This is a genomic window from Tardiphaga sp. 709, from assembly GCF_032401055.1.
GTDB lineage: Bacteria > Pseudomonadota > Alphaproteobacteria > Rhizobiales > Xanthobacteraceae > Tardiphaga.
This window is the reverse complement of the sequence record NZ_CP135529.1, coordinates 5086897-5099834: the sequence shown is the minus strand read 5'-3', so window position 1 is coordinate 5099834 and position 12938 is coordinate 5086897. Positions and strand designations below refer to the sequence as shown.

At 61.9% G+C, this 12938-nt stretch carries 13 protein-coding genes and 1 pseudogene; 1 reads left to right on the top strand and 13 read right to left on the bottom strand.

Features of this window, described 5'->3' with window-relative positions:
• Positions 1–61 precede the first annotated feature (61 nt).
• The 6 genes and pseudogenes from RSO67_RS24760 to ureC form a co-directional block, all read right to left on the bottom strand.
• On the bottom strand, positions 62–1711 hold the full coding sequence (locus tag RSO67_RS24760) for an HWE histidine kinase domain-containing protein (RefSeq protein ID WP_315840988.1): 1650 nt from the start codon (positions 1709–1711) through the stop codon (positions 62–64).
• A 259-nt stretch (positions 1712–1970) separates the two neighbouring features.
• Positions 1971–2530: pseudogene (gene ureG, locus RSO67_RS24755) on the bottom strand (urease accessory protein UreG).
• A gap of 254 nt (positions 2531–2784) precedes the next feature.
• Complete coding sequence (locus RSO67_RS24750; RefSeq protein ID WP_410001913.1) at positions 2785–3531, bottom strand: urease accessory protein UreF; 747 nt, start codon at positions 3529–3531, stop codon at positions 2785–2787.
• Positions 3512–4171 (bottom strand): urease accessory protein UreE, encoded by a 660-nt coding sequence (locus RSO67_RS24745; protein ID WP_315840987.1) that lies wholly within the window; start codon positions 4169–4171, stop codon positions 3512–3514. Before RSO67_RS24745 ends, RSO67_RS24750 begins: the two co-directional genes overlap by 20 nt.
• A gap of 96 nt (positions 4172–4267) precedes the next feature.
• Positions 4268–4567 carry a putative quinol monooxygenase gene (locus tag RSO67_RS24740; RefSeq protein WP_315840986.1) on the bottom strand — a complete coding sequence of 100 codons (300 nt, stop codon included), beginning with the start codon at positions 4565–4567 and terminating at the stop codon, positions 4268–4270.
• A 279-nt stretch (positions 4568–4846) separates the two neighbouring features.
• Positions 4847–6559 (bottom strand): urease subunit alpha, encoded by a 1713-nt coding sequence (gene ureC, locus RSO67_RS24735; protein ID WP_068733942.1) that lies wholly within the window; start codon positions 6557–6559, stop codon positions 4847–4849.
• A gap of 192 nt (positions 6560–6751) precedes the next feature.
• On the opposite strand from ureC, the gene RSO67_RS24730 reads away from it, so the two are divergent.
• Positions 6752–7081: a hypothetical protein gene (locus RSO67_RS24730; protein WP_315840985.1), complete on the top strand. Its 330-nt coding sequence runs from the start codon at positions 6752–6754 to the stop codon at positions 7079–7081.
• Positions 7082–7085: 4 nt separating this feature from the next.
• Here RSO67_RS24730 and RSO67_RS24725 read toward each other — a convergent pair whose 3' ends face one another.
• From RSO67_RS24725 to urtB, 7 genes are read right to left on the bottom strand one after another with little or no spacing between them, the layout of a single operon-like run.
• A complete protein-coding gene (locus tag RSO67_RS24725) occupies positions 7086–7391 on the bottom strand; it encodes an urease subunit beta (protein ID WP_231077862.1) in 306 nt (101 codons plus the stop codon).
• An 8-nt stretch (positions 7392–7399) separates the two neighbouring features.
• Positions 7400–7702 (bottom strand): urease subunit gamma, encoded by a 303-nt coding sequence (locus tag RSO67_RS24720; protein WP_068733936.1) that lies wholly within the window; start codon positions 7700–7702, stop codon positions 7400–7402.
• Positions 7703–7720: 18 nt separating this feature from the next.
• Positions 7721–8557: an urease accessory protein UreD gene (locus RSO67_RS24715; protein WP_315840984.1), complete on the bottom strand. Its 837-nt coding sequence runs from the start codon at positions 8555–8557 to the stop codon at positions 7721–7723.
• 24 nt (positions 8558–8581) lie between these two features.
• The gene (gene urtE / locus RSO67_RS24710; RefSeq protein ID WP_068733931.1) at positions 8582–9277 is read right to left on the bottom strand and encodes an urea ABC transporter ATP-binding subunit UrtE; all 696 of its coding nucleotides are present in this window, start codon (positions 9275–9277) and stop codon (positions 8582–8584) included.
• Between the two features lie 3 nt (positions 9278–9280).
• Positions 9281–10129: an urea ABC transporter ATP-binding protein UrtD gene (gene urtD, locus RSO67_RS24705; RefSeq protein ID WP_315840983.1), complete on the bottom strand. Its 849-nt coding sequence runs from the start codon at positions 10127–10129 to the stop codon at positions 9281–9283.
• Positions 10129–11301 carry an urea ABC transporter permease subunit UrtC gene (urtC, locus tag RSO67_RS24700; protein WP_315840982.1) on the bottom strand — a complete coding sequence of 391 codons (1173 nt, stop codon included), beginning with the start codon at positions 11299–11301 and terminating at the stop codon, positions 10129–10131. Before urtC ends, urtD begins: the two co-directional genes overlap by 1 nt.
• On the bottom strand, positions 11298–12908 hold the full coding sequence (gene urtB, locus RSO67_RS24695) for an urea ABC transporter permease subunit UrtB (protein ID WP_315840981.1): 1611 nt from the start codon (positions 12906–12908) through the stop codon (positions 11298–11300). The genes urtC and urtB overlap by 4 nt, the downstream gene beginning before the upstream one ends.
• Positions 12909–12938: the final 30 nt, after the last annotated feature.

The following is a 12938-nucleotide window of genomic DNA, read 5'->3' as shown; positions in this document are numbered from 1 at the left end:
GCGTAGCGGATACAACGAATACGAAAGCCGGCGGAAACGCCGGCTTTTTTGTTGGGATCGATTATCTGATCGGCTTCGCCAGCGCCTCAGTCCGGTCGCGCTCGGTCATGTCGATCACCGTTTCGACAGGTGCCGTTAGTTCATAGACGTAGGACACATCGGTGAAGTAGCGCTTCGCCGTACCACCCAGTGCTTCCGGCGCCACGCGATCGAGCAGCACCAGACCGAAATCGCTGTCCGGCCGCCGCGTTGCTTCGCTGGTGTTGAACTCTTCCCAGCGGAAATTGAACAGCCCATCCGGCTCGCTGCCCGTAATCTCCCAATGCGCAACGATATGCGGATGCTTGCCGACCAGCGAGAGGCCCTCGTCGGAATGCGAGGCAAGTTCAAAGAACAGCAGCGACAGGCTCTGCGCAGCGCGCGCGCTGACAATGATGTCCGGACCTTCCAGTGCGATACGGTCGGCGTGCGGGATCGCACGCGCCTCAAACAGGCCCTTGAGCTGCACGCCCTGCCACTGGCTCTCGCTCAGCAGCGACACGACATTCGACATCGCGTGAATACGACCGATCAGGAGATCGCGCGCGCTGTCCACGTCGGAGCCGTGACGCAGCGTGCGCGTCACGATGGACTGGATCACCGCCAAAATGTTCTTCACGCGATGATTGAGCTCGTCGATGACGGCGGTCAGGCGACGTTCGAAGCCGATGCGGATCTCCACCTCGCGCCGCAGCCGCAGATTGGCGTAGGAGACATAGCCAAACAGCCCGCAAACAATGGCCGTCAGCGCGAGGCCGAACCCGCCGACGATGATCGCGGTGCGCTGCGCGCGCAGCTCGGTATTGATCTTCGGATAATAGCCCAGCGACCAGTCACGTCCGCCGAACGAAACCGTGCGCAGCACTGCCAGCGCAGGACCATTCCCCACCAACGGGCGCGCCGTTACCCTGCCGTCGTCGTCGGCGACGATTTCGCCATCAGCGACACGCGGATCTTTCAGCGCCACCGAGAACAATGACATCTCGTCATTGGCCAGCATCAACGGCCCGAGTTCATAGGAGAACGACACGAAGCCAGCCGGTGCGGGATTGCCCTCGGACACAACGGGCGTCACCAGGACCAATCCCAGCTGTCCATCGGGCTGCTGCAGCGGCGTGGGATTGGAGGCGACCGGCTTGCCTTCGTTCAGGGCGCGAGCCAGCGTTGGCCCTGTGATGGGGGAGAAGTTCAGGACGCGACCGGCAAAGCCGTCGGTGACGGAATTGCGTGGCTCCACATCCATCAGCACGTCCAGCGGCTGCTCCAGCGCCTTGGCATCGAGGCGATCGTCGTTGTAGTTGCGGATCGTGGGATTGCGGTAGCCGGCACTGGCGAGCTCCGCGCTGGCGGCCGCCAATTCATTCGGCTGCAGGCGAGCGATCCATCCGGCGATGGCGAAATCGGTCTTGAAGGCGTAGATCGAAGACCGCAACGGCTGCAGCATATTGGCCTTCATGACCGTGGGGGCACGAAACAGCCCGGCTGCAACCCGGGCCAGCAATTCGCGCTCGGTCAGACGCTCCTGCACCAGGCTGGCATGGATATCCACGGCCCGGCCCAGCGCGATATTCTCGATCGCCAGCTCCTGGTCATGCACGCGATAGGCCGCAAGGCCGGAGAGCAGAGCTCCGACCAGTGCCAGTAATGCGATGATGAAGCCAAGCCGGACCACACGGATACTCGGGAAATTAGGAGACGTTGCTGCCGGGTCAGCGGCTCAGGAGTATGCCAATCATGCCGGAACAATTTGGTTCCAGCCCGATGGAAATTATTTCCGGACCGGACAAATCTTGAAAAACAGGCTTAACGCAATATCACACGACAGATTGGCCGACGGGCATCGACCAGCCCGTCGTTATAGCCAACTCGATATGAACGCCTCAAGTCGAAGCCCGCTCGTGAGACTACGGCAGAGGCCTTATTCACAAGTTTCAGGCGACTGCCTTGGCCTTAAGACCGCCCTTGCTCTCAATGAATGAGATAATCCGGTCGAGACCTTCCCGCGTCTTCATATTGGTCATCACGAAGGGCCTGACCCCGCGCATCCGTTTGGCATCGACGTCCATCTTCTCGAGCGAAGCCCCGACATAGGGCGCAAGGTCGATCTTGTTGATCACCAGCAGGTCCGAGCGCGTGATGCCCGGCCCCCCCTTGAGGGGATCTTGTCGCCGGCCGCGACGTCGATGACGTAGATGGTGATATCGGCCAGTTCCGGCGAGAAGGTCGCCGCGAGGTTGTCGCCGCCGGATTCGATCAGCACCATGTCGAGATCGGGAAACTTGACGCGCATGTCGGCGACGGCGGCGAGGTTCATCGAGGCGTCCTCGCGGATCGCCGTATGCGGACAGCCGCCAGTTTCGACGCCAGCAATGCGATCCGCTGTCAGCGAGCCCGAGCGCACCAGATATTCGGCGTCCCACTTCGTGTAGATGTCATTGGTGATGGCCGCGATGTCGTAGCGCTCGCGCATGGTCTTGCACAGCAGATCCATCAGCGCGGTCTTGCCGGAGCCGACAGGACCGCCAATACCGACGCGGAGCGGACCGTGAAAACTGGACATATCAAATGCTCTCCGGGTTGAAGATAAAATAACGGTCCTCATCCTGAGGAGCGCTCGGCTTCGAGCGCGTCTCCTTGCGAATGGCAAAGCCATTCGCTGGGGATGGCCACAATCTCATCATGGTTCGAGACGCGCGCCAAGCGGCGCGCTCCTCACCATGAGGTCTGTGTGCAAGACGCTGACACTCATGACCTGAACAGCCGCGTATACTGCGTCTCGTGACGCATGCCGGCGATATCAGAGCGGAATGTCGCGCCGCCGAGATCGTCGAGGGATGCGGCCATGGCGCGATGGCCTGTGGTCACGACGACGGGCTCCAGCGCTGCAAGTGCGCGCTGGCTGTCGGTCTGACCGAGCGGCACCAGCCGCGCGCCAGCGGAAATCCAGTTCGAGACCACCGCGTGGAAAAAGCCATGCATCGTTGCGGAGAGCGGCACACCATGGGCGGCGCTCACAAGCCCGACGGCAACGGGATAGACGATCGGGCTGTCGCATATCGCGATCAGCCGCTCCATACCCTCATGCGACCAGGCATTACGTGCGATCTCGATGAAGGCCTTGCCTTGCGTGGTGGTCTCCAGCTGACGTTCCCTTGATGGCGCGAAGGCGCTGGCGAGTTCGGCAACCTCACGCAATGCCTTGTCGTCGCCGTCAGATGCCGCGCGGTGCACATGAGCGAGAAACACGCCATCGCAAAACCCTGCGCCATCGGACAGCATCGCCGACAACCAGTCCTGCAGGCTGGCGGCATTGGTGATGTCCCCTGCTTCCACCGCCCATTCGATACCGCTGGAATAGGAAAACGCGCCGACAGGAAAAGCCGGCGACAGCCAGGTCATCAGCCGGTACAGCGCAGCGCCTTCGTCGGCAGACAAGGCGGGAGAGTCGTTCAGCGAACTAGTGTCCGCCGGTCTATTTGTGGTCATGAGCATGAGAGTGACGATGGTGGTCGTGCTTGCTGTCGTGATCATGGTGATGATCGTGATCGTGACCGCAATGCTCGTCATGGACATGCTCGGCATGACCATGCGCCTGGTGACGATGGTCATGTTCGCCGTGATCGTGGCCATGATGATCATGTCCATGATCGTGATGAGCATGATCGTGATGACCGTGATGCCCATGTCCGGCCGGCTCATGCGCAGCGGCATAGGCCCCGCCTTCGGGATCGAACGGAGCTTCGATCTCGATCACCCGCGCGCCGAGACCCCTCACCATCTCCTCGATCACATGGTCGCTGCGGATGCGCAGCCCCTTGGCCATGATCTGCGTCGGCAGATGGCGGTTGCCGAGATGCCAGGCGAGCCGCACCAGATGGCCGGGATCGGTACCACGGATCTCGATCAGCGGCTCCGGTGCGGCGACCACCTCGATAAGGCGGCCGTCTTCCAGCACCAAGGCATCGCCGCCGCGCAAGGCGACGGCGTTTTCGAGATCGAGCAGGAATTCCAGTCCGCGCGTCCCCGTCATCGCCATGCGGCGACGATGACGGTCGTCAAAGTCGAGAACGACGGTGTCTACCGCCGCCTCTTTCCAGTTGTATTGGCCTTTGACTTCAGTCGCGCGGATCATGGAATCTCTCGTTCAGCTTTTTTGTTTGAGCATAATCTCTCGACAAACGATCTCGTTTGTCGGTGAAAACCGGTGCCCCCCTTTCGGGATCATGCTCTAGCGCACCACGACGTCAGCCGGGGTGATGATTTCGATCTTCGGAGGCGCGCTGAAGCATTTCACCGCGACGCGGCCGAAGGTCTTCATATGTTCCTGTGTCCGGTGCGGCACCAGCGCCTCGGCATTCTCCCATTGCTCGACGAACACCATGCGGGTCGGATCGGTGACGCTCTCGTGCAGATCATAGGCAATGTTACCCGCTTCCTTGCGGGTCTCGGCGATACAAGCTTTGGCAGCTTCCATCAGTTCGGCGCGGGCTTCGGGTTTCACGGACAAAGTGGCAACGACGTAGATCAAGGGGAGTCCTCCCGGTTTGTTGTTATGGCTAAGGATGCCGGGACGGACATTAGGGCGTTATGATGCGAGATTGAAGGGCTCTTTCTTCTCTCTCCCCGGAGCGAAGCGACTGGGGAGGGTGGCACAACTGCGAGCGTTCAGCGAGCATCGTGACGGGTGGCGCTGTCCTCACGTGGGGCGGCGCCCCACCCCCGCCTATCGGCGGACCCATGGTGGACGAATTCGTCCGCCAGACCCCACTGCGCAGCTACGCTGCTTGGGGGAGGGAGACCATTCACCTCAATACATAAAGTACCTCTGCGCCATCGGCAGAACTTCCGCCGGCTCGCAGGTCAAAAGCTCGCCATCCGCCCTCACCTCATAGGTCTCCGAATCCACCTCGATCTTCGGCGTCGCACCGTTATGGATCATGCTTTTCTTCGAGATGCCGTCGCGGACATTCTCAACCGCATAGAGCGATTTCTGGATGCCGAGCTTCTTGGCGAGACCGCCGGCCACCGCCGCACCCGATGTGAACACCACCGACGACTGCGTCAGCGCGCGACCGAAGGCGCCGAACATCGGCTGGTAGTGCACCGGCTGCGGCGTCGGGATCGACGCGTTCGGATCGCCCATCGGCGCCGCCACGATCGAGCCACCCTTGATGACGAGATCAGGTTTGACGCCGAAGAACGCCGGCGACCACAACACAAGGTCAGCCATCTTACCCTTCTCCACCGAGCCGATCAGCTTCGACACACCATGCGCAATCGCCGGATTGATGGTGTATTTCGCGATGTAGCGCTTGACGCGAAAATTGTCGTTGTTGCCCTTGTCTTCCTTCAGCGAGCCGCGCTGCTTCTTCATCTTGTCGGCGGTCTGCCAGGTCCGGATGATCACTTCGCCGAGCCGGCCCATGGCCTGACTGTCCGACGACATCATCGAGAGCGCGCCGAGATCGTGCAGGATGTCTTCGGCAGCGATCGTCTCCTTGCGGATGCGGCTTTCGGCAAACGCAAGATCTTCCGCAATCGACGGATCGAGATGGTGGCACACCATCAGCATGTCCAGATGCTCATCGATGGTATTGCGGGTGAATGGCCGCGTCGGATTGGTCGACGACGGCAGCACGTTCTTGAGGCCCGCGACCTTGATGATATCAGGGGCATGACCGCCACCGGCACCTTCGGTGTGGAAGGCGTGGATGGTGCGGCCCTTGAAGGCCTTGATCGTGTCTTCGACAAAACCCGACTCGTTCAGCGTGTCGGAATGCAGCATCACCTGCACGTCGTAGTCGTCGGCGACGCTGAGGCAGTTGTCGATCGCGGCGGGCGTGGTGCCCCAGTCCTCGTGCAGCTTCAGCGCACAGGCACCGGCATTGATCATTTCCACCAGCGGCGCGGGCTTCGAGGCATTGCCCTTGCCGGAAATGCCGAGATTGACCGGGAACGCATCGAAGGACTGGATCATCCGCGCGATATGCCATGGGCCGGGCGTGCAGGTCGTCGCAAAGGTGCCGTGCGACGGGCCGGTGCCGCCCCCGAGCATCGAGGTGACGCCCGACATCAGCGCGTGCTCGATCTGCTGCGGACAGATGAAATGGATATGGCTATCGAAGCCGCCGGCGGTGAGGATTTTTCCTTCACCCGCGATGACGTCGGTGCCGGGGCCGACATTGATGGTCACGCCCGGCTGGATGTCGGGATTGCCGGCCTTGCCGATGGCGTGGACCATGCCGCCCTTGAGGGCGACGTCGGCCTTCACGATGCCCCAGTGATCGACGATCAGCACGTTGGTGATGACGGTATCGACAGCGCCCTGCGCGCGTGTCGCCTGCGACTGCCCCATACCGTCGCGGATCACCTTGCCGCCGCCGAACTTCACCTCCTCGCCATAGATGGTGAAGTCCTTCTCCACCTCGATGATCAGATCGGTGTCGGCGAGCCGTACGCGATCGCCGGTGGTCGGGCCGAACATGTCCGCATAGACGGAGCGTTTGATTTTCACGGGCATGAGATCAGGCCTTCCCGACGATGGAAGATGAGGAGAGTGGATTCGAACGCAGCGATGCCGCCGGGGATGCGGACATCCCGATCAGTGCGTAGCTTGCGTCTTCGTTCATTGACGGCGTGACCCGCGACTTCCATAACTTCGCGCACCCCAACAAGGCGCGCGGCGTCGGGATCTGACACGGAGACCGATATCGTGAGATGGAAGAACGTCTATCCATTTGCTGCGGCGTGCCTGCTGTTCGCGCTGACGTTCTGGCTATACCTGACCCGCGTCATGTGGCTCGGATTTCCCGACGGCTTCATTGCCGAACTGGACGCTGCCGAGGCTGTCCTCATCACCTGGTTCAACTGGTTCAGCATCGCTCTGGGCATCTGGTTCGTGATCCTCGGCATCCGATCGTTTCGTAACGAAATCGGACGTTGGTCATTGTACAGCTGTCTTCTGTTCGTCTCGATCGTCCTGATATCGCTGGCCATCGATCGATACTTCCGCTCGTTCATGATGGACAGCGCCGGCGGCTAGGCGCTCAGAGCTTCCCCATCACATCGCCGCGGAAGCCATAAACCGTGCGCTTGCCGGCGAGCTCCACCAGCTGCACGTCGCGACTCTGGCCGGGCTCGAAGCGGACCGCCGTGCCGGCGGCGATATCGAGCCGCATGCCGCGGGCTTTCTTGCGGTCGAATTTCAGCGCCGGATTGGTTTCAAAAAAGTGGTAGTGCGAGCCGACCTGGATCGGTCGGTCGCCGGAATTCGCCACAGTCAATGTCACGGTCTTGCGCCCAGCATTGAGCTCGATCTCGCCGTCCTGGATGAAGAGTTCGCCGGGGATCATGTGAGGCCTCAACGAATGGGTTCATGGACAGTGACAAGCTTGGTCCCGTCGGGGAACGTCGCTTCCACCTGAATGTCGTGGATCATCTCGGCGATGCCGTCCATGCATTGCGCGCGGGTGATGACCTCGGCGCCGGATTTCATCAGCTCGGCAACGGTACGGCCGTCGCGCGCACCCTCAACGATGAAATCGGAGATGATGGCGATGGCCTCGGGATGGTTGAGCTTGACGCCGCGCTCCAGCCGGCGGCGCGCCACGATGGCGGCCATCGAGATCAGGAGCTTGTCTTTTTCGCGGGGGGAGAGATTCATCGGCAGGTCTCTGTAAGTTTAGTTCAACCACATGCGCGGCAGCATCGCGCCTGATCGCCCGAGCACCGCCATCATGTCGGCGCGCAGCTTGGCCGCATCTTGTGCACAGAAGCGGGCCATTGCAAAGCCGTTCCAGCAGGAGATACCGACTTCGCCGCCGGCGCCATCCGTGGCTTCGTGTAGCCGCTCAATGAGCGCCTCGTCACCGGGCACGATGAGCGCCGTGCCAATCGCCACGGCGCCATGTCCGATGGCCGGTCGCGCCAGTTTCGCGGCGATATCACCATCCAGCCGCACGTTTTCCGCGAACACCAGCCTGCCGCCGCGGCGCAGGCGCCAGCGGTCGACGAAAGACCCCGTCTGCATCACCTCGCCCATGGCCGCACGACCGAACACCACGATCTCGCAAAGCAAAAGCGTCGCGCGATCGGCCAGATCGATATCGATGCGCCTGATGGTGCGGGCTTGGTCGAACAGGATGGTTTCCTGCGGCAGCCAGGACAGATGCGCGCCGGCTTCGGCCTTCAGCGCGATATTGATTTCGGCCGCGGGACCATGCGAGCGATAGACCTTCTCGGCGGCCGCCGTGGTCACTGTCAGGCGCGCGCCCTCGCCGGCCGCGATATCGATATTGAAGCGGTCGCCGCCGGCCGCACCGCCGGCGGTGTTGACGAACATCGCCGACAGGCCGTGATCTTCAGGGGACGGAAAGCGCACGCGCAGCGAGCCGGATTCATGTAGCTGGCGGCGGCGAGTCTTGCCCTCCACCAGATGCACGTCGAACCTCACCGCGCCGCGGGCACGGTTGGCGGCGAAGATCGCCGAGGGCGACAGCGTGGTGTTGTCAGCCTGCATGCACTCTCCGGCTTTGAGCCCGCGTTACAGCGCCATCTGGCGGCTGATTTCGGCGGGATCGAGCGTGCTGCGGTCACAGGTGTATTTCACCGCGCCGCGATCCATCACGGCGAAGTTGTCGCCGAGTTCGCAGGCAAAGTCGAGATACTGTTCCACGAGGACGATAGCGATATTGCCGAGCGAGCGCAGATAGGAAATGGCGCGGCCGATATCCTTGATGATCGAGGGCTGGATGCCTTCAGTCGGCTCATCCAGCAGCAGGAGCTTCGGTCGCATCACCAGCGCACGGCCGATGGCAAGCTGCTGCTGCTGGCCGCCGGAGAGATCGCCGCCGCGCCGACCGAGCATCGAGTTCAGCACCGGAAACAGCGAGAACACGTCGTCGGGAATATTGCGGTCGGCGCGCTTCAGCGGCGCATAACCGGTCTTGAGGTTCTCCTCCACCGTGAGCAGCGGGAAGATCTCGCGCCCCTGCGGCACGAAGGAAATACCACGCCGCGCCCGCTCGAACGGCTTCAGCGTCGAGATATCCTGGCCGTCGAAGGTGATCGAACCTGACGAAATCGCCTGCTGGCCGACCATGGCGCGCAGCAGCGAGGTCTTGCCGACACCGTTGCGGCCGAGGACACAGGTGACCTTACCCGGCTCCGCCGAAACGGTGACGCCGCGCAGGGCCTGCGCTGCGCCGTAATAGAGGCTGATATTGTCGACTTTGAGCATACTCTATCGCCCCAGATACACTTCGACCACGCGGTCATTGGTCGACACATCGTCGATGGTGCCTTCGGCCAGCACCGTGCCTTCATGCAGACATGTCACCTTGACGCCGAGTTCGCGCACGAAGGTCATGTCGTGCTCGACCACCATGACGGTCTTGTTGTCGCGGTTGATTGCTTTCAGCAGTTCGGCGGTCTGATGCGTCTCGACGTCGGTCATGCCCGCGACGGGCTCGTCCACCAGCAGCAGCTTCGGATCCTGCGCCAGCAGCATGCCGATTTCGAGCCACTGCTTCTGGCCATGCGAGAGATTGCCGGCGAGCCGATCGCGCGAGTCCGTGAGACGGATTGTCTCCAGCACCTTGTCGATGCGTTCGGCTTCGCCCCGGCTGCCGCGCCAGAACAGCGTGCCGCGCACGGAGTGATCGACATTCAGCGCCAGCAGCAGATTGTCGTAAATCGTCTGGCTCTCGAACACTGTCGGCTTCTGAAATTTGCGGCCGATGCCGAGCTCGGCGATCTTGGTCTCGTCGAGCAGCGTGAGATCATGGGTGCCGTCGAAATAGACGTCGCCCTCGTCCGGCTTGGTCTTGCCGGTGATGATGTCCATCATCGTGGTCTTGCCAGCGCCGTTGGGGCCGATGATGGCGCGCATCTCGCCAGGTGCCAGCACCATCGACAGGTTGTTGATGGCATGGAAGCCGTCGAACGAGACATGGACGCCGTCGAGATAGAGCTGCGCCGAGGTGATGCGCTTCTGGCGCGCTTCCGCCTCGCGTGCTGCGACCACGGGATCGATCACGGCAGGCGCGTGGGAGGCCGGCGTTGTGGGGGCTGGCGTTTCAATCACGGTCATCACGCCTTCTCCGCCAGATGAGGTTTGGTGACGCCATCTTCCGCTGCGGCGCTATCGGCATTCGCGCTATTGCTGGCTTTGCGGCTTTCCGACCACGCATTGAAGGTGCCGATGATGCCCTTGGGCAGCAGCAACGTCACGAGAATGAACAGCGCACCGAGCATGAACAGCCAGTAGGGAGCAAGGGCGCCCGATGTGAACACCGTCTTGGCGTAGTTGACCACGACCGCGCCGAGCGCCGCGCCGACCAGCGTGCCACGGCCGCCGACCGCGACCCAGATGACTGCTTCAATCGAATTCGCCGGGGCGAATTCACCGGGATTGATGATGCCCACCTGCGGCACATAGAGCGCACCTGCAACGCCGGCCATGCAGGCCGACAGCGTGAACACGAACAGCTTGTAGGATTCGACGCGATAGCCCAAAAATCTTGTGCGGGATTCCGCGTCACGTATGGCGATCAGCACCTTGCCGAGCTTCGAGGTCACGATGGCGCGGCAGACGAGGAAGCCGACGATCAGCGCCAGACAGCTCAGCGCGAACAGCGCCGCACGCGTGCCGTCGGCCTGCACGTTGAATCCGAGGATGTCCTTGAAATCGGTCAGGCCGTTATTGCCGCCGAAACCGAAATCGTTACGGAAGAAGGCCAGTAGCAGCGCATAGGTCATGGCCTGGGTAATAATCGACAGATACACGCCCGACACGCGCGAGCGGAAGGTGAGCCAGCCGAACACGAAAGCGAGGATGCCCGGTGCGATCAGCACCATCGCCGCTGCGAACCAGAACATGTCGAAGCCATACCAATACCACGGCAGCGCCTTGTAGTTCAGGAACACCATGAAGTCCGGCAGTAGCGGATTGCCGTAAACGCCGCGCGAACCGATCTGGCGCATCAGATACATGCCCATGGCATAGCCGCCGAGCGCGAAGAAGGCACCGTGACCGAGCGAGAGAATGCCGCAATAGCCCCAGATCAGATCGATCGAGAGCGCGAGAATGGCGTAGCAGACATATTTGCCGAACAGCGCCATCAGATAGGTCGGCACCTGCAGCGGCGAATCCGCCGGCAGCAGCAGGTTCGACAGCGGAATGAGAATGCCGACGGCGGCGACGATCAGCAGGAAGATCGTGGCGCTGCGGTCCAGCGTGCGGGTGAGGAAATGCGGCGTCATGCTTCGATCGCCCTGCCCTTGAGCGCGAACAGACCGCGCGGCCGTTTCTGAATGAACAGGATGATCAGCACCAGGATGGCGATCTTGCCAAGCACGGCGCCTGCGACCGGCTCCAGGAACTTGTTGGCGATGCCGAGCGAGAACGCGCCGACCAGCGTACCCCACAGATTGCCGACGCCGCCGAACACCACGACCATGAATGAGTCGATGATGTAGCTCTGGCCCAGATTGGGCGACACGTTGTCGATCTGCGACAGCGCCACGCCGGCAATGCCTGCAATGCCGGAGCCGAGGCCGAAAGTCAGCGCATCCACACGCGAGGTCGCGATGCCCATGGACGCCGCCATACGGCGGTTCTGGGTCACCGCGCGCATCTCAAGTCCAATTGAGGTGTAACGCAGCATGGCCAGCAGGATCGCGAACACGGCAAGCGTGAAGCACAGGATCCAGAGCCGGTTATAAGTGATGGTGAGCTGACCCAGCTCGAATGCGCCAGACATCCAGGAGGGATTACCGACCTCACGATTGGTCGGGCCGAACATGGTGCGCACCGCCTGTTGCAGCACCAGCGACAGCCCCCAGGTCGCCAGCAGCGTTTCCAGCGGACGGCCATAGAGGAAGCGGATGATGGTGCGCTCGATGACGATGCCGAGGAGACCGGCGACGATGAAGGCCAGCGGGACCGCCATCAGCAGCGAATAATCGAACAGGCCAGGATAGCTGGTGCGGATCACGTCCTGCACCACGAAGGTGACATAGGCGCCGATCATCACCATCTCGCCATGCGCCATGTTGATGACGCCCATCACGCCGAAGGTGATGGCGAGACCGATGGCGGCGAGCAGGAGAACCGAGCCGAGCGACAATCCATACCAGGCGTTCTGACCGATCGACCACAGTGTCTGCCGGCTGTTGATCGCCGTGACGGCGCTGGCCGCGCTGCGCGCAACGCCGATGGTCTGGTCGCCAGGCAGGCTGGTGAGTAGCGCCAGCGCGTCCTGATCGCCGCGCCCCTTGATGATGGCGATGGATTCGATCTTCTCGGCCTCGGTCGCATCTTCCTTGTAGAGCAGGATGGCAGCACGGGCCTCGGTGAAGGCCTGTTTGGCGGCCTTGTTGGTTTCTTTCTCCAGCGCGGTCTCGATCACCGGCAGCATCGTAGTTTCGTGGCTCTTGAACACCGACTGCGCCGAGGCGATGCGCTTGGCGGGATCGGGCGACATCAGCGTGAGCCCGCCCAGTGCGGATTCGATGTTGCGGCGAAGACGATTGTTGAGGCGCACCGCTGCGGCACTGGCCGGCACTTCGGCAACGGCCTCGCCGGTCGCGGCGTCGGTGACCTTGCCGTCGGTGCCGGTGAGATAAACCTTCTTGCTGTCGGGATCGGCGGAGAGGCGGCCTTCCTGCAGCGCGGTGATCACAGCGAAAGCCTGCGGATTGCCCGAGGTTGCGATGATGCCCACGGCTTCGTCGCTATCGGAGAAATCATCATTGGCGAATTTGGCGACGGCATCCTCGAAAGGACCCGCAAAGGCCGGAATAGCGGTCGCGCCTATCAGCAGAAATGCAACAGCGATCGCGCGGAAACGATAAAGGAGATCAGTCACTGGAAAACCCCGGCCGAAGAAAAAAGAGAA